The organism is Leifsonia sp. NPDC080035 (assembly GCF_040050925.1).
GTDB lineage: Bacteria > Actinomycetota > Actinomycetes > Actinomycetales > Microbacteriaceae > Leifsonia.
In genome coordinates this window covers 2,887,380-2,909,325 of record NZ_CP157390.1, presented here as the reverse complement: position 1 = coordinate 2,909,325, position 21,946 = coordinate 2,887,380, and the positions used below count along the sequence as shown (strand labels likewise).

At 70.5% G+C, this 21,946-nt stretch carries 25 protein-coding genes; 8 read left to right on the top strand and 17 right to left on the bottom strand.

Going from position 1 to position 21,946, the window contains the following annotated elements:
- Nucleotides 1-39: 39 nt before the first annotated feature.
- Nucleotides 40-375, bottom strand: coding sequence for a DUF6804 family protein (locus AAME72_RS14090; RefSeq protein WP_348787182.1), 336 nt, complete (start codon nucleotides 373-375; stop codon nucleotides 40-42).
- Nucleotides 376-449: 74 nt separating this feature from the next.
- Nucleotides 450-878, bottom strand: coding sequence for an RbsD/FucU domain-containing protein (locus AAME72_RS14085; protein WP_348787181.1), 429 nt, complete (start codon nucleotides 876-878; stop codon nucleotides 450-452).
- A gap of 247 nt (nucleotides 879-1,125) precedes the next feature.
- Here AAME72_RS14085 and AAME72_RS14080 point away from each other — a divergent pair, with 247 nt between their 5' ends.
- Genes AAME72_RS14080 through AAME72_RS14070 form a run of 3 tightly spaced genes read left to right on the top strand, consistent with a single transcriptional unit; the run spans nucleotide 1,126 to nucleotide 3,268 of the window.
- Nucleotides 1,126-1,404 (top strand): metal-sensitive transcriptional regulator, encoded by a 279-nt coding sequence (locus AAME72_RS14080; protein WP_271178103.1) that lies wholly within the window; start codon nucleotides 1,126-1,128, stop codon nucleotides 1,402-1,404.
- Between the two features lie 2 nt (nucleotides 1,405-1,406).
- Nucleotides 1,407-1,934 carry an O-acetyl-ADP-ribose deacetylase gene (locus AAME72_RS14075; RefSeq protein ID WP_348787180.1) on the top strand — a complete coding sequence of 176 codons (528 nt, stop codon included), beginning with the start codon at nucleotides 1,407-1,409 and terminating at the stop codon, nucleotides 1,932-1,934.
- Between the two features lie 59 nt (nucleotides 1,935-1,993).
- Nucleotides 1,994-3,268, top strand: coding sequence for a M20/M25/M40 family metallo-hydrolase (locus AAME72_RS14070; protein WP_348790138.1), 1,275 nt, complete (start codon nucleotides 1,994-1,996; stop codon nucleotides 3,266-3,268).
- A gap of 85 nt (nucleotides 3,269-3,353) precedes the next feature.
- Here AAME72_RS14070 and AAME72_RS14065 read toward each other — a convergent pair whose 3' ends face one another.
- Genes AAME72_RS14065 through AAME72_RS14045 form a run of 5 tightly spaced genes read right to left on the bottom strand, consistent with a single transcriptional unit; the run spans nucleotide 3,354 to nucleotide 8,410 of the window.
- A complete protein-coding gene (locus tag AAME72_RS14065; protein WP_348787179.1) occupies nucleotides 3,354-3,947 on the bottom strand; it encodes an SGNH/GDSL hydrolase family protein in 594 nt (197 codons plus the stop codon).
- A 52-nt stretch (nucleotides 3,948-3,999) separates the two neighbouring features.
- The gene (locus tag AAME72_RS14060; RefSeq protein WP_348787178.1) at nucleotides 4,000-4,860 is read right to left on the bottom strand and encodes an aldehyde dehydrogenase family protein; all 861 of its coding nucleotides are present in this window, start codon (nucleotides 4,858-4,860) and stop codon (nucleotides 4,000-4,002) included.
- The gene (locus AAME72_RS14055) at nucleotides 4,857-6,398 is read right to left on the bottom strand and encodes an aldehyde dehydrogenase family protein (protein WP_348787177.1); all 1,542 of its coding nucleotides are present in this window, start codon (nucleotides 6,396-6,398) and stop codon (nucleotides 4,857-4,859) included. The genes AAME72_RS14060 and AAME72_RS14055 overlap by 4 nt, the downstream gene beginning before the upstream one ends.
- 16 nt (nucleotides 6,399-6,414) lie before the next feature.
- Nucleotides 6,415-7,437, bottom strand: a complete 1,023-nt coding sequence (gene deoC, locus AAME72_RS14050) for a deoxyribose-phosphate aldolase (protein WP_348787176.1) — start codon at nucleotides 7,435-7,437, stop codon at nucleotides 6,415-6,417.
- 7 nt (nucleotides 7,438-7,444) lie between these two features.
- Nucleotides 7,445-8,410 (bottom strand): sugar-binding domain-containing protein, encoded by a 966-nt coding sequence (locus AAME72_RS14045; RefSeq protein WP_348787175.1) that lies wholly within the window; start codon nucleotides 8,408-8,410, stop codon nucleotides 7,445-7,447.
- Between the two features lie 47 nt (nucleotides 8,411-8,457).
- Here AAME72_RS14045 and AAME72_RS14040 point away from each other — a divergent pair, with 47 nt between their 5' ends.
- Entirely contained in the window at nucleotides 8,458-9,435 is a 978-nt protein-coding gene (locus tag AAME72_RS14040; RefSeq protein ID WP_348787174.1) for an ROK family protein, read from the top strand.
- A 48-nt stretch (nucleotides 9,436-9,483) separates the two neighbouring features.
- Here the strand turns inward: AAME72_RS14040 and AAME72_RS14035 are convergent, their stop codons facing one another.
- From AAME72_RS14035 to AAME72_RS14010, 6 genes are read right to left on the bottom strand one after another with little or no spacing between them, the layout of a single operon-like run.
- Nucleotides 9,484-10,701, bottom strand: coding sequence for an MFS transporter (locus tag AAME72_RS14035; RefSeq protein ID WP_348787173.1), 1,218 nt, complete (start codon nucleotides 10,699-10,701; stop codon nucleotides 9,484-9,486).
- Nucleotides 10,698-11,639 carry a bifunctional riboflavin kinase/FAD synthetase gene (locus AAME72_RS14030; RefSeq protein WP_348787172.1) on the bottom strand — a complete coding sequence of 314 codons (942 nt, stop codon included), beginning with the start codon at nucleotides 11,637-11,639 and terminating at the stop codon, nucleotides 10,698-10,700. Before AAME72_RS14030 ends, AAME72_RS14035 begins: the two co-directional genes overlap by 4 nt.
- Complete coding sequence (locus AAME72_RS14025) at nucleotides 11,636-12,112, bottom strand: hypothetical protein (RefSeq protein WP_348787171.1); 477 nt, start codon at nucleotides 12,110-12,112, stop codon at nucleotides 11,636-11,638. The genes AAME72_RS14030 and AAME72_RS14025 overlap by 4 nt, the downstream gene beginning before the upstream one ends.
- A 53-nt stretch (nucleotides 12,113-12,165) precedes the next feature.
- On the bottom strand, nucleotides 12,166-12,534 hold the full coding sequence (locus AAME72_RS14020) for a hypothetical protein (RefSeq protein WP_348787170.1): 369 nt from the start codon (nucleotides 12,532-12,534) through the stop codon (nucleotides 12,166-12,168).
- The gene (gene truB / locus AAME72_RS14015) at nucleotides 12,531-13,439 is read right to left on the bottom strand and encodes a tRNA pseudouridine(55) synthase TruB (protein WP_348787169.1); all 909 of its coding nucleotides are present in this window, start codon (nucleotides 13,437-13,439) and stop codon (nucleotides 12,531-12,533) included. Before truB ends, AAME72_RS14020 begins: the two co-directional genes overlap by 4 nt.
- Nucleotides 13,436-14,074, bottom strand: coding sequence for a TetR/AcrR family transcriptional regulator (locus tag AAME72_RS14010; RefSeq protein WP_348787168.1), 639 nt, complete (start codon nucleotides 14,072-14,074; stop codon nucleotides 13,436-13,438). Before AAME72_RS14010 ends, truB begins: the two co-directional genes overlap by 4 nt.
- An 82-nt stretch (nucleotides 14,075-14,156) precedes the next feature.
- Here AAME72_RS14010 and AAME72_RS14005 point away from each other — a divergent pair, with 82 nt between their 5' ends.
- Both AAME72_RS14005 and AAME72_RS14000 read left to right on the top strand, forming a co-directional pair.
- Entirely contained in the window at nucleotides 14,157-15,623 is a 1,467-nt protein-coding gene (locus AAME72_RS14005) for a DHA2 family efflux MFS transporter permease subunit (protein WP_348787167.1), read from the top strand.
- A 101-nt stretch (nucleotides 15,624-15,724) separates the two neighbouring features.
- The gene (locus AAME72_RS14000) at nucleotides 15,725-16,726 is read left to right on the top strand and encodes a 2-dehydropantoate 2-reductase (protein ID WP_348787166.1); all 1,002 of its coding nucleotides are present in this window, start codon (nucleotides 15,725-15,727) and stop codon (nucleotides 16,724-16,726) included.
- A 25-nt stretch (nucleotides 16,727-16,751) separates the two neighbouring features.
- Here AAME72_RS14000 and AAME72_RS13995 read toward each other — a convergent pair whose 3' ends face one another.
- Both AAME72_RS13995 and AAME72_RS13990 read right to left on the bottom strand, forming a co-directional pair.
- Nucleotides 16,752-17,339 (bottom strand): hypothetical protein, encoded by a 588-nt coding sequence (locus AAME72_RS13995; protein WP_348787165.1) that lies wholly within the window; start codon nucleotides 17,337-17,339, stop codon nucleotides 16,752-16,754.
- 9 nt (nucleotides 17,340-17,348) lie between these two features.
- Nucleotides 17,349-18,323: a DMT family transporter gene (locus tag AAME72_RS13990; RefSeq protein WP_348787164.1), complete on the bottom strand. Its 975-nt coding sequence runs from the start codon at nucleotides 18,321-18,323 to the stop codon at nucleotides 17,349-17,351.
- A 52-nt stretch (nucleotides 18,324-18,375) separates the two neighbouring features.
- Between AAME72_RS13990 and AAME72_RS13985 the strand changes: the two genes are divergently transcribed.
- Together AAME72_RS13985 and AAME72_RS13980 are read left to right on the top strand one after the other, a co-directional pair.
- Entirely contained in the window at nucleotides 18,376-18,930 is a 555-nt protein-coding gene (locus AAME72_RS13985; RefSeq protein ID WP_348787163.1) for an ABATE domain-containing protein, read from the top strand.
- Nucleotides 18,927-19,790 carry an A/G-specific adenine glycosylase gene (locus AAME72_RS13980; protein ID WP_348787162.1) on the top strand — a complete coding sequence of 288 codons (864 nt, stop codon included), beginning with the start codon at nucleotides 18,927-18,929 and terminating at the stop codon, nucleotides 19,788-19,790. Before AAME72_RS13985 ends, AAME72_RS13980 begins: the two co-directional genes overlap by 4 nt.
- Nucleotides 19,791-19,809: 19 nt before the next feature.
- Here the strand turns inward: AAME72_RS13980 and AAME72_RS13975 are convergent, their stop codons facing one another.
- Together AAME72_RS13975 and AAME72_RS13970 are read right to left on the bottom strand one after the other, a co-directional pair.
- Nucleotides 19,810-21,117 carry a hypothetical protein gene (locus AAME72_RS13975; RefSeq protein ID WP_348787161.1) on the bottom strand — a complete coding sequence of 436 codons (1,308 nt, stop codon included), beginning with the start codon at nucleotides 21,115-21,117 and terminating at the stop codon, nucleotides 19,810-19,812.
- Between the two features lie 537 nt (nucleotides 21,118-21,654).
- Nucleotides 21,655-21,945 carry a YciI family protein gene (locus AAME72_RS13970; protein WP_348787160.1) on the bottom strand — a complete coding sequence of 97 codons (291 nt, stop codon included), beginning with the start codon at nucleotides 21,943-21,945 and terminating at the stop codon, nucleotides 21,655-21,657.
- Nucleotide 21,946: the final 1 nt, after the last annotated feature.

Genomic DNA, 21,946 nt, shown 5'->3' with positions numbered 1-21,946 from the left:
AGCACCCATTTTATCCCACCGCGGGCCGTTCGGGGTGCGTCAGCGACGAGTGTCGGTCGGCACCTTGATGCGGAGCCCCGCGACCACGAAGACGACGGCCGCGGCGAGGCTGATGAGCGGCAGCACGGGAGTCAGTCCCGGGATCGGCCAGATCGGGTTCCAGAGCACCGCGATCGGGATGAGTCCGGCCAGCCACCAGCGCTTCTTCGCCTGCCACGCGAACACGCAGAGGATCAGGGCGAGGATGCTGACGGCGTACAGCACCCAGGTGTACCAGCCGGCGAGAGCGAGTCCGAACAGCAGCACGAGCGCTCCGAGCATCCCGGGCGCCAGTGCGGCGCGGCTGTATGCGGGTTGCTGGGGCGTGTACGGCACCCCTCAACCCTATCCGGCCCCCGGACACGCGTTCGCCGCCGGGGCGGTGCACCCCCGGCGGCGAACGTGTGCTGCTAGAGCGCGCCCCGTCTGAACAGGAATGCGCAGGGCGGAGCGTCCGATCCGACGCTGACGAACACGGCGGATCGGGAGGCGAGCTCGACGAACGGGTCGAGCTCCAGGCGGGTCATCGGGATGCGGCGCAGTTCCGCGTCGGACGCGATGCCGTTGACGGCGAACGCGACATCCGGGACCTCGTACGGCTCGTCGGCGAGGTCCAGGAAGACGATCGGCGACGGGTCGGCGGTGGCGAGCGGGAAGACACTGAGGATCGCTTCGGCTGCGGCCTCCGTGGTGACGTCCTCCCCCAGGTGGACGAGTGGTGCAGTGAGTGCTTCTTCCGGATACCCGCTGCCGACGAGGGTAAGCGTGTCGCCGTCTTTCATGGCGTCCAGGGCGCTCAAGAGCGCACCGGACAGCAGCGGGCTGAGGTTCTTCAGCAAAGTCGGGCCTTTCCTGTAAAACGAATATTTCTCAACCCCTGTTGAGGAGGATAGACCCGACGGTATGTCCTCCCCCACCCCCCGTTAGGGGGAGGGGGATCGACGCGCCGCGGAGAATCCCGCGCGCGGCATACCGATTCTGATAAGCGAGCGTGTCGCTTCCAGAATATGACGATTCGTCATGTATACCAAGGCGAGATGCGGCTACCCCAGAGGGGTATACGCGTATCCGCGGTATCCTGAGGGGGTGATCGCAGACATCAAGAAGCGCGCCATGCACCGCACGCGGATCCTCGAAGGACAGCTGCGCGGGCTCGAGAAGATGATCGAGAACGAGGACTACTGCGTCGACATCATCACCCAGTCGCTGGCCATCCAGAAGTCGCTCGGCTCGCTCAACAAGCTGCTGGTCGAGAACCATCTGAAGACCCACGTCTCGGAGATGTTCGAGGAGGGCGGCAGTCAGCGCGACGACGCGATCCTTGAACTGCTCAAGGTCTACGAGCTCTCGAACAACCGGGGCTGAGGATGTCGGACCCGATCGAGATCGTCCGTGGCGACATCACCGACCAGAGCGTCGACGCGATCGTCAACGCGGCCAACAGCTCGCTGCTGGGCGGCGGCGGGGTCGACGGTGCGATCCACCGCCGCGGCGGGCCGGCCATCCTGGAGGCCTGCCGCGAGCTGCGGGCGACGACGCTGCCCGACGGGCTGCCGACGGGCCAGGCGGTCGCGACGACCGCCGGCGACCTCGACGCGCAATGGGTCATCCACACCGTCGGGCCGGTGTACGCCGAGCGGGAGGACCGCACACCGCTGCTGCAGAACGCGTACCGGTCGTCCCTCCGTGTCGCGCGCGAGCTCGGCGCCGTCACGGTCGCCTTCCCCGCCATCTCCGCCGGGATCTACGGCTGGCCGATGGACGACGCCGCACGCGTCGCGGTGAGCACCGTGCGCGCGGTGCTCTCCTCCGGCGTCGGCTCGGTGGAGCTGGTGCGGTTCGTGCTGTTCAACGAGGACGCGCTCCGCGCCTTCCGCACGGCGGCTGGCGAGTGAGCGACGCGCGGGACGAGGCCGCGCTCGAGCGCTTCCGCACGCTGCTGCGCATCCCGACCATGTCCCGCAACGACGTGGACGAGACGGACTGGGCCGCGTTCGACCGGTTCATCGAGACTCTGCCTGCGCTCTACCCCGCCCTGCACGGTGCACTCGAGCGCGAGCAGCACGGGCACTCCCTGCTGTACCGCTGGCCGGGCAGCGGCGACGGCGCGCCGACCGTGCTGATGGCGCACTACGACGTCGTTCCCGCCACCGACGACGGCTGGACGCATCCCCCGTTCGCCGCGGAGCTGACCGGCTCCGGCGCCGAACGGCTGCTGTGGGCACGAGGCACGCTCGACGACAAGGGCGCGGTCGTCGCGATCCTGGAGGCGGTGGAGGCGCTCGTCGCCGACAGCTTCGTCCCTGCGAACGACGTCTACCTCAGCTTCGGGCACGACGAGGAGACCGTCGGCTCGGGCGCTCAGGCCCTCGTCGCCGCCCTCCGCGACCGCGGGGTGCGGCCCGGGTTCGTTCTTGACGAGGGCGGCGCCGTCGTCGAGCGAATCTTCCCCGGCGTGGCCGCGCCGATCGCGGTCGCCGGGGTGAGCGAAAAGGGCATCACGAGCGTGCGGCTCACCGTCGAGCAGCGCGGCGGGCACGCCTCCACTCCCCCGAGGATGACCGCGACCGTGCGACTCGCGCGCGCCATCACCCGTATGAACGCCAAGCCGTTCCCCGCGCGCCTGAGCGAGACGAACCTCCGCATGGTCGAGACGCTCGGTGCGCACGCGACCGGGCCGCTCCGCGCCGTCTTCGTGCGCGCGCGGAGGCTGCAGCCGCTGCTGCGCGCCGTCTTCGCGCGGCTCGGCGACGAGACACGGGCGATCGTGCGCACGACCACGGCTGTGACGCAGCTGAGCGGCAGCCTCGCCGCGAACGCCCTGCCGGAGACCGCGGAGGCGGTCGTGAACGTGCGCATCGCCGTCGGCTCGTCTGTCGCAGAGACGCTCGAGCACTTGCGGAAGGCGATCCGCGACCCGCAGGTGCGCATCCAGGCCGTCGACCCGAGCGAGCCCTCGCCGGTCTCCCCCAGCTCCGGGCCGGAGTGGGACCGGCTGGCCGGCGCGATCGCAGCGGTGCATCCCCGGGCGATCGTGACGCCATACATCATGCTCGGCGCGAGCGACGGCCGGCACTACACGGCGATCGCCGACGCGGTGTACCGGTTCACCCCGTTCGAGATGAGCGCCGAGGAGCGCGGGACGCTGCACGCGCGCGACGAGCGCATCCACGTCGCCACGTGGCTGCTCGGCATCCGCTTCTACGAGCGTCTGCTCCGCGCGTCCTGACGCGCGCTGCCACGATCGAGGGGCACGTTGTTGTCGGCTTCGGCCCTCGAAAGTGACAACAACGTGCCCCTCGACGGATGGCGGACTACGCGGCGCCGCCGAGGTCGGGCAGCTGGATGGCGCGGCTGGAGGGCGGCAGCTGGCGCACGCGCTCGATCGCGGGAGCGAGCTCGGCCGCCCAGGCCCGGTAGCCCGCCTCGTTCAGGTGCAGACGGTCCTCGGTGAATGCGGGGTTCAGCTCGCCGTCCGGGAGCGCCATCGCCGGCCAGAGGTCCAGCCAGCCGGCGTGCACCGTGGGCGCGAACTGCCACAGGTGCCGGTTGATGTCGCGGATCTGATCGGCGAACTCGTGGCCGCGCGGCAGCACCGACTGGGCGAGGATCCGGCCCTCCGGCAGCTCCTTCCGCAGCGTCACGAGCATCGTCTCGACGTTGCGCACCACGTGCTCGACGGAGCGCCGCCAGGCGAGGTCGTTGGTCCCCACGAGCAGAGCGACCGTCGCGGGTCGCGCCTCGATGACCTCCCACAGCCGGGCGATGACATCGTCGGTCGTGTCACCGGCGACGCCGAAGTTGCGGATGTCCTCCCCCGGCAGCAGCGTCGCCCAGTCGCCGCCCTGGGTCAGACTGTCCCCGACCAGTGCGAGCGCTCCCCGTCCCGAACCGCCGTCATCAGTCATGGCTCCATCCTCCCCCGAATCGGGGGTTCGGGGAAGGACGGCACAGCGGACTCTAAAGGAGCGACTTGGTGTGCCAGACCGTCTTCGTCTCGGTGAAAAAGGCGATCCGGTCGAGCGACGGCGCCGCCGCGTCAGGGCCGTTCTCCGGCGGCAGGACGCGCTTCAGCGTGTCCGCCGCCGCGATCTGCAGGTCGATCCACTCCAGCGCGCCGGCACCGACGAGGTCCAGCGCGTTGACGTCGGCGTGCGAGGCGAGCCACGGCGCGACCTCGGCCGACGAACCGGTGAGGATGTTGACGACACCTCCCGGCACGTCGCTCGTCGCGAGCACCTCGCTCAGGCTGATCGCCGAGAGCGGGAAGCGCTCGCTGGCGACGACGACGACGGTGTTCCCCGCCACGAGCGCCGGGGCGACAGCACTCACGAAGCCGAGCAGGCTGGAGTCCTGCGGGGCGACGATCGCCACGACGCCGGTGGGCTCGGGCACCGAGATGTTGAAGTACGGTCCCGCGACGGGGTTGGCGTTGCCCGCGACCTGCGCGAACTTGTCCGCCCAGCCCGCGTACCAGACCCAGCGGTCGATCGCCTCGTCCACCTGGGCACCGGCAACAGCCGCGGAGACGCCCTCGGCGTTCTGGATCTCGTCGACGAACTGGGCCCGGCGGCCCTCCATCAGCTCCGCGATGCGGTAGAGCACCTGGCCGCGGTTGTAGGCGGTGGCGCCTGCCCAGCCGGACAGCGCGCCGCGCGCGGCGACGACCGCATCCCTGGCGTCCTTGCGCGAGGCCTTGGCGGCATTGGCGAGGAACGCGCCCTTCGCCGAGACCACCTCGTAGCTGCGGCCGGACTCGCTGCGCGGGAACTTCCCGCCGATGTAGAGCTTGTAGGTCTTGGGCACGGCCAGGCGGCTCATTTCGTGGCTCCCTTGCGGGTGGAGGTGCGGGTGGAGGAGGTGCGCGCGGAGGTGGATGCGGTGACCGCCGTGCGCGCCGCAGGCCGCGCGGCCGGAACGGAGCGACCCGGCACCAGGTACGCGCCGAGACCGTGGCGGCCGCCCTCGCGTCCGTAGCCGGACTCCTTGTAGCCGCCGAACGGGCTGGCCGGGTCGAACCGGTTGAAGGTGTTCGCCCAGACGACGCCCGCACGGAGCTTGTCGGCGACGGCGAGGATGCGGCTGCCCTTGTCGGTCCAGATGCCGGCGGAGAGACCGTACGGCGTGTTGTTCGCCTTGGCGATCGCCTCGGCCGGCGTGCGGAAGGTGAGCACCGAGAGCACCGGGCCGAAGATCTCCTCGCGGGCGATCCGGTGGCTGGTGGAGACGTTGTCGAAGATCGTCGGCGCGAACCAGAAGCCGTTCTCCGGGATGGCGCAGTCGGGACTCCAGCGCTCCGCGCCCTCCGCCTCGCCGATGTCGGACAGCTCGCGGATGCGCTGCAGCTGCTCCGCCGAATTGATGGCGCCGATATCGGTGTTCTTGTCGAGCGGGTCGCCCAGGCGCAGCGTGGAGAGCCGGCGCTTGAGGCGCTCGACGACCTCGTCGTGGACGCTCTCCTGCACCAGCAGGCGGCTGCCCGCGCAGCAGACGTGACCCTGGTTGAAGAAGATGCCGTTGACGATGCCCTCGATGGCCTGGTCGATCGGGGCGTCGTCGAACACGATGTTCGCCGCCTTGCCGCCGAGCTCCAGGGTGAGCTTCTTGTCGGTGCCCGCGACCGAGCGCGCGATCTCGCGGCCCACCGCGGTCGATCCGGTGAAGGCGACCTTGTTGACGTCCGGGTGCGAGACGAGGTCGCGGCCGGTCTCGCCCGCACCGGTCACGATGTTGACGACACCGGCAGGCAGGTCGGCCTGCTGCACGATCTCGGCGAACAGCAGCGCGGTCAGCGGCGTGGTCTCGGCCGGCTTCAGCACGACGGTGTTGCCCGCCGCGAGCGCCGGGGCGATCTTCCACGCGAGCATCAGCAGCGGGAAGTTCCACGGGATGACCTGCGCGGCGACGCCGAGAGCGCGCGGAGCAGGTCCGAGGCCCGCGTGCTCGAGCTTGTCTGCCCATCCCGCGTAGTAGAAGAACCAGGCGGCGACGAGCGGGACGTCCACGTCCCTGCTCTCCTTGATCGGCTTGCCGTTGTCGAGGCTCTCGGCCACGGCGAGCTCGCGGGCGCGCTCCTGGATGAGGCGCGCGATGCGGAACAGGTACTTGCCGCGGTCGCTGCCGCTCATCCGCGACCAGACGCGGTCGTAGGCGCGGCGGGCGGCGGCGACGGCCGCATCCACGTCGGCGGAGTCGGCCGTCGAGATCGTGGCGATCCGCTCCTCCGTCGCGGGCGAGATGGTCTGGAACGGTGTGCCACGGCCGGCGACGAACTCGCCGTCGATGAACAGGCCGTACTCGTCGCGCAGGTTCAGGATCGACCGCGACTCGGGGGCCGGGGCGTATTCGAGGAAACTCATTGTCGTCTGCTTTCGCTCAGTCGATCGTCACGTAGTCGGCGCCGGAGTAGTGCCCGGTGCGCAGCTTCTGCCGCTGCAGCAGCACGTCGTTCAGCAGGCTGGAGGCACCGAACCGGAACAGGTGCGGCTGCAGCCAGTGCTCGCCGACCGTCTCGGCGACGGTGACGAGGTACTTGATCGCGTCCTTGGAGGAGCGGATGCCGCCCGCGGGCTTCACACCGATCTCCTCGCCGGTGAGGCGGTGCCAGTCGCGGACGACCTCCAGCATCAGCAGCGTCACGGGCAGCGTCGCGGCGGGCGACACCTTGCCGGTGGACGTCTTGATGAAGTCGGCGCCGGCCAGGATGCTCAGCCAGGACGCGCGGCGGACGTTGTCGTAGGTGTTCAGCTCGCCGGTCTCCAGGATCACCTTGAGGTGGGCGTAGCTGCCGTCGTCGCGGCGGCAGGCCTCCTTGACGGCGACGATCTCGTCGAAGACGAGGCCGAACCGGCCGGAGAGGAAGGCGCCGCGGTCGATGACCATGTCGATCTCGTCCGCGCCGGCCGCGACCGCGTCCGCGGTGTCCGCCAGCTTGACGGGGAGGGAGGCGCGGCCGCTCGGGAACGCCGTCGCGACGGCCGCGACGTTGACGCCGCCGGGTGTCCGCGCCGCGTGGGATGCGCCGAGCGCCTCCACCGCGTACGGCACCATGTCGCCGTAGACGCAGACCGCTGCGGGCCGCGGCGTCGCCGGGTCGCTGGGGTCGGGTGTGAGCGCCTTGGCGACGAGCGAGCGCACCTTGCCGGGGGTGTCCGCACCCTCCAGGGTGGTCAGGTCGATCAGCTCGATCACCTTGTCGAGCGCCCAGGCCTTGCTGGAGGTCTTGATGGAGCGGGTGCCGAGGCCGGCGGCGCGCTGCTCGAGGCCGACCGCATCCACACCGGGGATGCCGTTCAGGTAGCGGCGGAGCGAGCCCTCGGTGAGGTCGCCGCCGAGCACCTCCACGGCGCGGGCGGCCGGTGCGAGCTGGCGCACCGGCGGCGTTGTCTCGATGGTCATCTTCGGTCTACTTTCTGTCGTTCGGCGCGGTGCGGCCGAGCAGGTCGTTCGCGGTCGACTCGTCGGTGATGAGGATGGTGCACAGCCCGCTCGCGACGACGGCGTGCGCGACCTGGTGCTTCGCGTCGCCGGCGATCACGGCGATGCTCGTGCGTGCGGAGCGGAGCTCGTCGAGGCTGAGGCCGAGCGTGCGGCTGTCGAGCTCCGGGTCGGCGACCTGGCCCTCGTCGGTGATGAAACGTCCGACGACGTCGCCGACGGCGCCCTTGTCGGCGAGCGCCTGGACGTCGTCCGGCGACAGGTAGCCGGAGTCGACGTGCACCGAGCTGGTGTCGACGACGCCGGCGCTGAAGAGGTACGCGCTCGCGTCGCGCGCGAGTTCGAGCACGGACTGCACCGACCGGTCGGCCTCGATCGCGCGTCGGGTGGCGGCGTGCTCGAAGATGGCGGGGCTCGGCAGCAGGGTCGCGGTGCCCTGCGCCTTGCGGGCGATGACGACCGCCGTGTCGGCCGCGGCGGTGGCCTGCCGGGTGCTGGAGACGCTGCCGTTGATCTGGACCGGGTTGACGCCGACCGCCCATCCCGGGCGCAGCCGCGCGGCGACGGCGTGCAGGGTGCGGCCCCAGCTCACGCCGAGCGTGCGCGGCACCGGCCGCAGGGTGGTCAGGTAGTCGGCAGCGGCCTGCGCGACCCGCGCCTGCGCGTCGGAGTCGGACTCGGCGGCGGGCACGACGACGGCGTCGGCGAGACCGTAGAACCCGCAGAGCTCGCGCTCCAGGGAGAACCGCCGCGCGCTCGGGTGCACGATCTCGATGCGCACGAATCCCTGCTCCCGCGCCGCCACCAGCAGCCGGCCGACCTTCCACCGCGACACGTTGAGCGCGACGCCGATCTCGTCCTGGGTCTTGCCCGCCTCGTAGTACAGCTCTGCGGCTTTGACGGCGAGGATCTCGTCGGTATCGTTCAGGGCCACCCGTCCAGGATAGAGCGCGTCGCAACGGTTGCGCGGAGTCTGCTCAAATGAGCGGACCCGCTTTCGTTTATCGTTGGGACGTGCCAACTCCCCTCGCTCTCGCCGTCGATTTCGGCGGAACCAAGGTCGAAGCCGCGCTCGTCGACGCCGACGGCCGACTCGTCCCCGACTCCCGCTTCCGCCGGCCGACCGGCCGCACCGCCACGGTCGCGGACCTCGAGGCCTCCGTCGGCGGCGTCGTCCGCGACGCGCACGCCGCACTTCCGCCGGGAGCCGAGATCGTCGGCGTCGGCATCGGCTGCGCCGGACCGATCGACCGCAGGCTCGGGCTCGTCTCGCCGCTGAACGTACCGGACTGGCGGGACTACCCGCTCCGCGACTTCATCGGTTCCGTCGTCGCTTCGCTCGGGCTCGAGGTGCCCGTGACGCTGGAGATGGACGGCGTCGCGATCACGATGGCCGAGCACTGGGTGGGAGCTGCGCAGGGCGTGGACAATGTCATGGGGATGGTCGTCTCCACCGGCATCGGCGGCGGCCTCATCGTCGGCGGGCGCGTGATCACCGGCCCGACCGGCAACGCCGGCCACATCGGCCACGTCGAGGTGGGCGAGATCGTCGGCGAGAACACGTTCGGCAACCCGTCGGCGCTGGAGGCGATCGCCTCCGGCCCGCACACGGTCGCCTGGGCGCGCAGCCAGGGCTTCACCGGCAGCACCGGCGAAGAGCTCGCGGCCGCGTACGCCGCTGGCGACGAGGTGGCCGTGGCCGCGATCGCGCGAACCGGCGAGGCCGTCGGCCGCGCCATCGCCTCGGCCACCGCCCTGCTCGACCTGGAACTCGTCGCGATCGGCGGCGGGTTCTCGCACTCGACGCCCGACCTCTTCACGCACATGCGCGAGGTGATCGAGCACCACTACTTCCCGTTCGTGCGCAAGGTGCGCATCGTCCCCTCCGGCCTCTCCTCAGAGGGGCCGCTCATCGGCGCAGCCGCCCTCATCCACCGCGCGCACCTCCTCCCCGCCTGACGCGCAGGCCTGCCTGCCGGCGCGGCCCCGCAGCGGGGTTCGGAGGCGTCAGCGGTCCTCGAGGGGGACGGGGCGGGCGACGACCGCACCCGCGGCCGCGGCGGCGAGGGCGGTCGCGGTGAGGACGATCAGGGCGGGCGTCCACTCGCCCGTCAGCTGGTGCAGCAGGCCGACCACGAGAGGGCCGAGCGCGCCGAGCGTGTATCCGATGCCCTGCGTGAACCCGCTGAGCGCGACCGACCCGGCGTGCGTCCGGGTCCGGACGTTGATGAGCACGAGGCTCAGCGGGAACAGCAGCGGGCCGAGTCCCGCGAAGGACACCCAGAGCCAGGTCGCCGTCTCCGGCACCAGGATCAGGCCGAGGTAGCCGACCACGAAGAACGCGACCCCGGCGTAGATGAGCACGGCGACGTTGCGCATCCGGGCGGCAAGCAGCGGCACGAGCAGCCCGGCCGGGATACCCATCCCCGCGTACACCGACAGCAGCGCGCCCGCCTCCGCGGGAGGGGTGCCCGCGACATCGTGCAGGATCTGCGGCAGCCACGCGAACAGCGCGTACGCGTTCAGGCTGGACACCGCGAACACGACCGCCATCGCCCAGGCCAGCCCCGAGTGCCAGATCCGGCCGACCGTCGCGCGGTCCGCCTCCTCCACCTCCACGTCGTGCGCGGGATGCGCCGGCCGATGGGTGATCAGGATGCGCAGCCACGGCAGGATCGCCAGCACGCTGACCAGCGCCCACATCCCCACCGACACGTGCCAGTTCGCGGCGTCGGCGACCGGGACGGCGATCAGCGGGGGCAGCAGCGTACTCACCGACATGACCGTCGCGTAGAGCGAGGTGACCAGCCCGATGCGGTCCGGGAAGTAGCGCTTCACGAGCGGCGGCAGCAGCACGTTGCCGACGCCCATCCCGGCGAAGGTGATCGCCGAGCCGATGGCGAGCACCGCGAACGAGCCTGCGGCGGCGCGCACGATGTGGCCGAGCAGCATCACCCCGAGCGCGGCGAGGAGCACGGACTCCAGGCTGAGCCGGCGCGTGAAGGTCGGGGCGAGCAGGCCGAACAGCGCGAAGCAGACCGGCGGCAGCATCCCGAGCAAGCCGACGCCGATGCTGGAGACGGGGAACTCCGCACGGATCTCGGCGAAGATCGGCGAGAGCGCCGCGACGGCGGTGCGCAGGTTCGCCGCCACCAGCAGGATGCCGACGAGCGCGATGGCACGTCCGTGCCAGAGCGGGCGCGCGGCCGCGCCGCCGGCCGTCACGCGGTCTCGGCCGTCAGGATGGCGCGCGCACGGTCGACGTCGGCCGCGATCTGCGCGATCAGCGGGTCGACGCCCGCGTACGCGACCATGCCGCGGATCCGCTCGACGAACGCGACCTCCACCGTGTGCCCGTAGAGGTCGAGGTCCTCGTCGAGCACGTACGCCTCCACCTGCTTCTGCGGCACGCCCTCGAACGTCGGGTTGTTGCCCACCGAGATGGCCGCCGGATACCGGGTGCCGCCGTCGGTCAGCCAGCCGGCGTAGACGCCGTCCGCGGGGATGAGCCCCTCCGACTCCGGCGACAGGTTCGCGGTCGGGAAGCCGAGCTCGCGGCCGCGCTTCGCGCCGTGCACGACGACGCCGGCGACGGTCGGCACGTGACCGAGCAGCTGCGTCGCGTGCGCGACGTCGCCCTCGGCGAGCAGCTCCCGGATCCAGGTCGAGGAGACGCGGCGGCCGTGCTCGGGGCGCACGTCGTCGATCAGCTCGACGGTGAATCCGTACTTCTCGCCGAGCGTTCGCAGCATGGCAACGTCGCCCGCGCCGCGCGCCCCGAACCGGAAGTCGCTTCCGACGAGCACGGCGCCGGCGTGCAGCCGGTCGACCAGGATGCGGTGCACGAAGTCCTCGGGAGAGAGGTCGGCGAGCGTGCGGTCGAAGGTCACCATCAGGGTCGCGTCGATGCCGGTCTCGGCGAGCAGGCTCAGCTTCTGCCGGTTGCTCACCAGCGCGGCCGGGCACTTCTCCGGTGCGAGCACCTCGAGCGGGTTGCGGTCGAAGGTGATGACGGTGGCGGCGAGACCGCGCTCGGCAGCGACCTCGCGCAGGCGCCCGATCACGGCACGGTGCCCGCTGTGGACGCCGTCGAACTTGCCGATCGTGACCGCGCTCGGCCCGTAGCCGTCCGGCACGTCGACGACCGAGGTGAAGACCTTCACGAGGCGTCCTCGCGCGGGTGGTGCCTGCTCAGGTAGAACAGCCCGAGGATCGGGAGGGCAAGCGGGATGAACAGGTAGCCCATCCCGTAGACGGACCAGACGGTCGCGTCCCTTCCGAAGGGGTCGATGTCGTGAAGTCCGAGCGCCGCCGGGGCGAGCAGGCTCAGGGTGCCGATGACGAGCACACCGGCCAGCTCGAAGCTGATGGTGATCCACGCCACCCGGTACCAGACGCGTCCCGGCGCGATCAGCGCGACCGTGGCGACGATGTAGACAACGGCGGCGACGGCGGAAAGCGTGAACGCCACGGGCGCCTCGTGGAACCGGTCGATGATCTGGAAGACGCTGCGCCCGGTCGCGGCGAGCGCGAGCACGCCGTACACGAAGACGAGCACCCGGCCGACGCCGGAGATGCGGCGCTTCGCGGCGGGTTCCCCGGAGTGCTCGCGAGCGGACATGGTGTGGTGGGACATCCCTACGATTCTATTCGCGTCGCACCGGCGGCCCGCACGCTCCGGCTCACCGCTCAGGCGCCCTGGACGAACCAGATCTGGCCCATCCGGTAGACCATCACCGCGATGGCGAGGCAGACGCCGCCGAGGATGACCGTGCTCCACCTGTTGCGCTCGATCAGCGCCCAGAACCCGCCCGCCAGCGGCAGGATCAGCGCCGAGATCAGGTAGATGTAGAACTCGGCGAGGCTGCCGCTCGGCTCGTTCCCCGCAAGCGGACCGACGATCGCCATCACCAGCTGGACGATGAGGAGCAGCTCCACCAGCGCGACGGCACCCATGGTCGTGTCGCCCGGCGCGCGGCCGATGAGCCCCATGACGATGCAGAGCAGGCCGGCGAGGACCGCGACGGCCACCTGGACCGTGACGAACCAGTCGATCATGCGGTGGCGATCTCGTCGGTCGGGAAGTTCACGAGGGTCCTTGCTTCCTTTCCGCGGAACTCGATCAGTCCCACCAGATGCCCGGACGGCGCGATGGCCGCGACCGGCTCACCACCGGGCACCTCCCGGTCGGCGACGTGGATGCGCCTGCCGTGGGTCAGGTCGATCGCCTGCTGCTCCGTGAGCTCGAACCGTTCGAAGAGCCGGGAGGCGGCGTCGGCCGCCGGGATGAGCGCCGTTCCGGGATCGAGCGTATCGAGGTCGGCCGCGTCGCGCACGTCGTACGCGCCGACGCGGGTCCGGCGGAGCGCGGTGAGGTGACCGCCGACGCCGAGCGCCGCGCCGAGGTCGCGCGCGAGCGAGCGGATGTAGGTGCCGGACGAGCAGACGACGCGCACCTCCAGATCGACGGCCTCGGCCAGGCGGTGCGTCCCGAGCAGTTCGAAGGCGCTGATCGTGACCGCGCGCGGCTGCAGCACCACCTCCTCCCCGGCGCGGACGCGCGCGTAGGCGCGCTTGCCGTCCACCTTGATGGCGCTGACGGCGCTGGGGACCTGCTCGATCTCGCCGGTGAGCGCGGCGATGCCGTCGCGGATCCCGTCGTCCGCGACCGCGGCGAGCGCCGCCGGGTCGGCGCGCTGGAGGATCTCGCCCTCCGCGTCGTCCGTCGTCGTGGTCGCACCCAGCCGGATGGTGGCCAGGTACTCCTTGTCGGCGCCGACGATGTAGGTCAGGAGCCGCGTCGACGAGTTGATCCCGAGGATGAGCAGCCCGGTCGCCATCGGGTCGAGCGTGCCGGCGTGCCCGACCTTCCTGGTGCCGGCGAGCCGGCGCACGCGGGCGACGACGTCGTGGCTCGTCCACCCGCCCGGCTTGTCGACGAGGATGAGCCCGCTCGCGATCATGCCCGCTCGCCCGTGACGTCGAGCACCAGCTGCAGCTTGGTGCGGAAGGTGGACTCGAGGATCTCCGTCGCGCAGGCGTCGTGGCCGTACTCGTCCGGGAGGCGCAGGCCCAGCAGGGTGTTCAGCAGCATCCCCTCGGCGAGGAAGGTGCGCGCCTCGTCCGGCGAGAAGCCGACCTGGTCGCGGATCATCTTGTAGATCGCGATGAACCCCTGCCGCGCGCGTTCGCCGATCACGGCGTCGTTGCCCATCCCGAACGCCTGCATCAGCGAGAGCAGGATGCCGCGGTCCTCGATCAGGTTCACGTACGCGAGCCCGAGTCTGCGGCCGATCTCGTGGTGCTCACCGACCGAGCCCTGCTCGCCGGCGGGCGAGCCATCGGCCTTCCAGGCGTCGATGGTCTCCTGGAAGCTCGCGAGCAGCTTGTCGAGCGCCCGCTGCAGGACCTCGACGAACAGGTTCTCCTTGCTGCCGAACATCCGGACGACGTAGGGCTGGCTGATCCCCGCCGCCTTCGCGATCTGGTCGGTGGTCGCGCCGAAGTAGCCGCGCTCCCCGAACACCAGGCTCGCGGCGCCGAGGATCTGCTCGCGCCGCTCGGCCGAGGGGATCCGTTCGCTGATCGCCGAAGTCATGCTTGACAGGTTATCAGTCGATTACTAAAGTGCGATGTAATCATTCGATTACTAACAAAACGATCAGGAAGCGGTGCGCCCCATGACCACAGTCCGCCCCGCAGGCACCGCGCGACGCGTGCCCGTCTGGCTCGCCATCGTGGCGGCCTCCCTGCCGATGTTCATGGCCACCCTGGACAACCTCGTCGTGACCAGCGCCCTCCCCGTCATCGCCCGCGACCTCAGCGCCTCCATCGAGGAGCTGCAGTGGGTCGTCAACGCGTACACGCTGAGCTTCGCCACGCTCATGCTGATGGCGGTCGGCCTCGGCGACCGGTTCGGCCGTCGCTCGGTGTTCCTCGGCGGGATCGCCGTCTTCACGCTCGCGAGCGCGGCCAGCGCACTCGCGACGGAGCCGTGGATGCTCATCGCGGCCCGCGCGATCCAGGGCGCGGGAGCAGCGGCCCTGCTGCCGCTCTCGCTCACCCTGCTGGCGGGCAGCGTGAGCGAGCGCCTGCGCCCGGCGGCGATCGGCATCTGGGGAGGCATCTCCGGACTGGGCGTCGCGCTCGGCCCGCTCATCGGCGGAGCGGTGGTCGAGGGCTGGAACTGGCAGGCGATCTTCTGGCTGAACGTGCCGCTCGGTGTGATCGCGGTGCCGCTGGTGCTCCTCGCCCTTCCCAACAGCTTCGGTGCGCGGGTGCGCGCCGACATCGTCGGCCTGCTGCTCGCTGCCCCCGGTGTGCTCGGCGTCGTCTTCGGAATCGTGCGCGGCAACGACGCGGGCTGGGACAGCCCCGAGGTGCTCATCCCGCTCGTCGCCGGTGCGCTGCTGCTGGTGGCGTTCGTCCTGTGGGAGTCCCGGACCAGCGCTCCCCTGCTGCCGCTGCGGCTGTTCCGCGACCGCAGCTTCACGGTCGCGAACCTGGTGGGCGCCACCTTCAGCTTCGGCATCTTCGGGGCGATCTTCATCCTCATCCAGTTCCTGCAGGTGGTGCAGGGCCACACCCCGCTGGAGGCCGGCGTGATGACCATGCCGTGGACGCTCGCCCCGATGGTGGTCGCGCCGCTCACGGGCCTGTTCTCCTCGCGCACCGGCACGCGGCTCCCGATCGTCGCCGGCCTGGTCCTGCTGACCGTGGCGATGGGCTGGATCGCGCTCACGCTCTCGGCGACGCTCGCCTACTCGGCGATGTGGCCGCCGTTCCTGCTCGCGGGAATCGGGATGGGCCTGGTGTTCGCGCCCTCGTCCACCGCTGTCCTCGCGAACATGCGGGCAGCCGACCACGCCAAGGCGTCGGGGGCCAACTCGACGCTGCGGGAGATCGGAGTCGCCCTGGGCGTCGCGGTGCTGACCGCGGTGTTCACCGGCGCCGGCGGCACCCTGACCCCGACCGGCTACGTCAGCGCAGCCATCCCGGCCGTCTGGGTCGGCGCCGCCGCCCTCGCGGTCGCCGCGCTCATCGCCCTCGCCCTGCCGCGCGGCCGGAGCGCCGGCGCACCGTCCGCCCCCGACGCGGTCGCGGAGGCGGCCGCCACCGCCGAGCCCGCCCCGATCCTCGCCGACTGACCACAACGCACGCTCACGATTCGTCACGAGTCCACGGGGTTCCTCACGACCGGCACGCACTCGTGACGAATCGTGAGCGGTGCGCCGCCTAGGCTGGGGGCGTGCGAATCGGCGTGATCGGAGCGGGGGCCATCGGCGGAGCGATCGCCGCCCTGCTCGAGAAGGCCGGGCACGAGGTCGCGGTCACCGCTCGTGGCGAGCAGCTCGCCGCGATCCGCGCCGGAGGCCTCCGCCTCGACGGCGGCTGGGGTGAGCACACCGCGCACGTGAGCGCGGCGACGACCCTCCTCGAGACACCCGAGCTCGCCTTCCTGTGCACCAAGGCGCAGGATGCGGAGGCGGCGATCCGCGAGAACGCCGCCCACCTGGCCGGCATCACCGTCGTCGTGGTGCAGAACGGGCTCGCGGGGCTCCGCCAGGCCACCGAGCTGCTCCCCGGCTCGACGTGCGTCGGGGCCCTTGCGCTCTACGCGTCGAGCTTCCTCTCCCCCGGCCGCATCACCGTCACGACCACCGCGAACACATACATCGGCGCGGGAAGCGGCCCCGCTCCCGCCGAGGCGGTCGCGGCGGCGCGCATCCTCGACGCGGCGATGCCGAGCAGCGCCGTCGCGAACTTCACCGGCTGCCAGTGGACGAAGCTGATCGTCAACCAGGTCAACGCCATGCCCGCGATCACCGGGCTCAGCGTGCAGCAGACCATCGCCGATCCCCGGCTGCGCCGCATCATCACCGCGAGCATGCGCGAGGCGGTCAGGATCGGCTACGCGCGCGGCATCCGCTACGGGAGCATCCAGGGGCTCAGCGACGGCATCCTCCGGTTCGTCGCCTCCGCTCCGCTGTGGGCGGCGCAGGTCGTCCCGCTGCTGATGAAGCGCAGGATGGGCGCGCGGCCGAACCCGGGGTCGACGCTGCAGAGCATCCGCCGCGGCCAGCGCAGCGAGATCGACTTCCTGAACGGCGCCGTCGTCGCCGAGGCGGAGGCCGCCGGCCGCACCGCGCCGGTCAACGCCGGCCTCACCGCGCTCGTGCACGAGGTGGAGCGCACCGGCGTGTTCCTCCCCGTGGATGCGGTGATCGCGCGGATGAGCACGGCCGCCTGAGCGCCGCCTCGCGGGCGCCGCGGACTCAGGTCGTCTGCCGCGCCGCGAAGACGGGGCGCTCGGGCTCCGCATCGTCGACGAGGATGTCCGCGACCTCCCGCGGGCGCGCATCCTCCTCGTACACCGGCCGCGCCGGCGCGTTGACGAGCAGCACCGAGGCATCCCACTCCCGGCGCAGCTCCGGGCGCAGCAGGAACTCGCCGTCGAGCACGAGGACGGCGTCGGGGCCGGCCGTCTGCCAGCGGCTCTCGACCGGGACGTCCCGCACCTCGTCGAACGCCGCCGTCTGGAAGCCGGCGCTCCCGGCCAGCCGGAACGGATCGAGCAGGACGCGTCGCAGCGTCACGTAGTCGAACGCGTCGCGGTAGTAGCCCTCCGGCGTCTCGGCGCCGTGCCGGGTCCGGTACGCGCGGGAGGTGTGGAAGTCCCCGATCGACGCGCGGAAGGTGTCGGAACCGGCCTCCCGGAACACTTCGGCGAGGTCGTCGGCGAACGCGCGCGTGCCCCCGCCGCCGTCGATCGCGACGACGACCCTGCCGAGCGGCGCGATCGCGTGGATGCGCCCCACGATGCTGCGCATCAGCAGCACGCGCCGGGTCGGAGGCAGCCTCATGCCACGAGCCTAAGCCTCCGGGCGGCTGGCCGCAGAGGCGGCCACCAGCTCCTCACGACTCCCGTGCGCCGGCGGAGCCGCATCGCGCGACCGGCGACGCGGCGCAGGAAGCACCACGAGGGCGGTTCCGGCCAGCGTCACCACGACCCCCACCACGAGCGTCAGGCTGAGCGGCTGGCCGAGGAACGGCACGGCGAGCACCACCGTGAACGGCGGGATGAGGTTGCTCCAGGCGCTCAGCGTTGCCGCGGGATGATGACGCAGCATCTGCCCGAGCAGCCACATCCCGAGTACCGAGTTGGCGAGGACCAGCCAGGCGAGCGGCGCAAGCGATTCGGCGGTGAGCGGGATGCCGACCCCGCCGGTGAACTGGGCCAAGACGAACGTGATCGGAGCCGCGACGAGGAACTGGATGCCGACGCTGACCCAACTGTCCACGTCGCGCAGACGCCGACGCTGCAGAAGCGATCCGCCCGCGTAGCCGAGAGCAGCGCTGAACGCCGCGAACACCCCGACCGGCCCGCTCGGGATGCCGAGATGGTCCGCCAGCGCGACGGCCACCCCGACGAAGCCGATGATCACACCGGCGAGCCGCCACCCGGTGAGCCTCTCGTGCAGAATCGGCACGGCCCCGATCGCGATCATCAGTGAGGAGCTTCCCGCGATCAGCGAGGTCAGACCCGCGGGCATCCCGAGCCCCATCGCCGTGTAGTTGCCGCCGAACTGCACCACCTGGATCAGCAGCCCCACCACCAGGATCGGCCACCACTGCCGCCAGCCGCGCGGCCAGCGCGCCCGCCGCACGAGGACGATGACGAGCACCACGATCCCCGCGAGCGCGAACCGCCAGAAGGTCATGGCGAAGGGCCGCATGGTGTGCAGACCGAGGCCGCCGGCGATGTACCCGGAGCCGTACACGGGCAGGAACACGAAGGGCAGGATGCGCGTCCACACGGTGGAAAGCGGGATCTCGTAACGGTTCACGTCGTTACACTCCCATGCCTCGCGTAACGTGTCAAACCGTTACACTTGGTCCATGGCCGAACTCGACTTCGTGTACAACACGGGTGCCGTGTGGAGCGACCTGCTCGGCACGCTCCGCTACCCGCACACCGAGGACCCGCTCGAGCGGCTGGACACACCGGACCGCCTGGCCGAATGGCTGGACGCGGTCGGCCTCGCCCCCGCCCAGAGACCCCTCGAAGCGGATCTGAGGCTGGCCCGGTCCGTCCGCGACGCGCTCCGCGTGCTCTCCGCGAGCCTTCTCGGCATCCCCGCTCCCCCGGGCGCCCCCAGCGCCGAGGAGGCCGCGCGCGTCCTCGGTGCGCTCGGCCCTGCCGATCCCGCCTTCGACGGCTCGACGGCGTCCGTTCGTCTGCAGGCTCCCGCAGACACCCGCAGCGCGCTCGCGCGGATCGTCGTGACGGCCGTCACCGACCTGGGACATCACGCTCACGACTTCGGCCAGTGCTCCGACCCCGGCTGCCGCAAGATCTATCTGGACCCGAGCCATGTGCGCAAGGCGTGCTGCGACACCTGCTCGACCCGCCTTCGGGTGCGCGCCTACCGCGAGCGGACGAAGAAGGCGTGACCCTCGCAGAGACCGTCGTCGACTGGTACCACGCCAACCGTCGCGACCTCCCCTGGCGTCGGAACGGCTTCACGGCGTGGGGGACGCTGGTCAGCGAGTTCATGCTGCAGCAGACGCCGGTGAGCCGGGTCATCCCACGGCTCGAGGAGTGGTTGACGCGCTGGCCGACGCCCGCAGACCTCGCGGCGGTGCCGCCCGGCGAGGCGGTGCGCGCGTGGCAGTCCCTCGGCTACCCGCGGCGGGCGCTCTGGCTGCACGCGGCCGCCGTCGCCATCACCGAACGGCACGGCGGCGAGGTGCCGGACGACGTGGATGCGCTGCTCGCGCTCCCCGGCGTCGGGGACTACACCGCCCGCGCCGTCGCCGTGTTCGCGTACGGCCACCGGCATCCCGTCGTCGACACCAACATCCGGCGGGTGATCGCGCGTGCCGTCGACGGGCAGGGCGAGCCGGGACCACCGAGCGCCCGCCGTGACCTCGCGGCGATGGAGGCGTTGCTCCCGGACGACCGCCCGGCCGCCGCCGCCTTCAACGCCGGGATGATGGAGCTCGGCGCGATCGTGTGCGTCGCGCGGTCGCCGCGCTGCGACGACTGCCCGCTCGCGAGCCGGTGCGCCTGGCGGGCCGCCGGCTACCCGGCCTACGCCGGGCCGCGGAAGGCGGTGCAGAAGAAGTACGAGGGCAGCGACCGGCAGGTGCGCGGCCGCATCCTCGCCGAGCTGCGCTCGTCGCACATCCCGGTCACCGCCGCCGAGCTCGAACAGGTGTGGCCGGACGCGCCCCAGCGCGAGCGCGCGCTCGCCGGCCTGCTCGTCGACGGCCTCGCCGTCGCCGCCGAGGGCGGCTACACCCTCCCCTGACGCACCGAGGGCGGGACGATCAATGGGCCAAACTCACGCGCGCCCGCGCGTCCGGCAATGCGAGTTGTTGCGTTGCAACGAGGGCATCGGAGACGAATAGATCCACGTGCGCTTGCGACGTGTCGGCAGGAATATCGACCTCGAACCACCATGGAATGCGAGCATCCGTTCGCTCTAAGTCGGTCGCGAGGGGGCCGTCTACAAGCGAATGAGCAGTGAGAACAATCCGGGAGGCGTCAGACACAATTCGAAGTGCAAACCTGTCGGGGTATCGTCGCGCCTCGAGGACGTGCGCGATGGCTGGCTTAGGATCCATGAAATTCGGGTAGCGATTGAGTTGCCACGCATAGAGACGTTGGACCGCGTCGATGAACGCCAAGTCTCCGTTATGAGGTGCTACGGCGCGCCAGATGGCAGCATCGGCTACATTCCAACCCCATTCCGAACGTGCCACGCCGGATTGGCCTGCAATCTGAGCAGCAGAGAGTTCGAGCGACTCTAAGTCGCTAAGAGGCTTTGGTGAGCGCTGCTGGGTGACGCCATACGTTCCCTCTCTCAGAACTGCACCTGCCGCACGTTCCAGTCGTCGCACCCACTTCGGCCGCTGGAGTACTTCTGCATACATCAAGGAGCGCAGCAGCAACGGGTCTGCGCCAGCCTGAGTTGCAATCGAGAATGAAGCGTCAATTAGGTCTATGCCGACGTCCCGCTCTGCGCGCCAAACGTAGTACTCCTCCTGGCTGGCCGGGCTCCGCTCGTCGCGCTTGCGGACGAACGAATACAGGACACCCCCCGCGACGGCTATGAATAGGGCGACCCAGAGGTTCTCGAGAAGCACTCTTGGCTGCGGTACGACCTGAGAAAGAAAGCGTCCGCTCAGCAGGACGCCGACGCCGGTTATGCCTAGTAGGGCAATAGCGGAAAAATGATAGGTTGCGTGGTTGATCTGGAACGTTCGACCGCCGTTCCTATGCAAGAGAGACTCCGTGAGCGCACGCCCGTTGGTTGCTACGGCGTGCACCGCAAGGGCGACCCAAAGGGCCAGAACACCATCGAGACTGAGACGATTCGTCGTCACGAGCGTCGCCAATCCAATTACGAACACGGGAACTACTCGATACGCCAATAGACGCCACCAGTGTTGAGCAACAGAAAGGCCAAATGTGTCGTTCAGCGAGGAATACGCATCGGGCCACCTAACCTCGAGCGCGCGATAGACGCCCCAGAGAGCGGTTGCCCCAACAAGCCCGGCGAGCGCCGACCACGCCGAAACTAACCAGCCCAATTTGCACTGCCTTTCACGCGCCAATCGAGAATCGGTGCCCAAATCAAATCCTCGGGCGCTTCGGCGTATGGGCGCACGTAGCTTTGGCGCGTTCGATCTACCATCTCGGGGGCGTCGTCCGCCTGTCCTTCGACCCGAGGCCCAGGACCTTCGCCTTTCGCCCAATCCGCGAGCAGGTGCGCGCGAACCGGCACAAAGGTCAGAGCGCTGCCTTCGCCGATTGGGACGTCGCCAGCAACTAGCCGGCGGCTTGCGTCCATAAACGCGCCGTACAGTTCCACCTGAACCCACCAAGCCACGCCCTCTTCGCCGGGCTGCAAGAGTTTGAGCGCGCCTTCCGCAGTTTCCGAGTATGTCCGATGTACGTCTGGTAAGGCCGACTTGCCTCTTCGGACGTCCTGGTTCCACACGCGAGCCAACTTGAGGTTGGCTTCTTCGAGTCGGACTACGAGCTCGCGACGGCGCGCCAAGTTCTCCGAATTAGTCACACGTACATACTGGCGCAACTCGCGCCGCGAGCACGGCCGCCCCGTATTACTCGCGAACACGCTATCGCCAGCGTTAGCACCGGCGACGCGCTTAGGGCCCGGCGAACACCAGCGGGTCCCAGTCCTGAATGCGGTGCCGGAACACCAGCCCCTCGGTCACGAACGGGTCCGCCGCGACGAAGCGCTCCGCCGCCGCCCGTGACCGGAAGATCGCCATGGAGCCTTGCGTCGCCGGGTCGCCGAACGTGCCGATCATCAGCACCTCGCCACCGCGGGCGAAGTCGTCGAGGTACGCGCGGTGTCGCGGGTAGGCTTCGACGATCCTCCGGAAGTCCTCCGGAACCGCGTCGGGGTCGGCATCGTAGAAGCAGACGGCGTACATG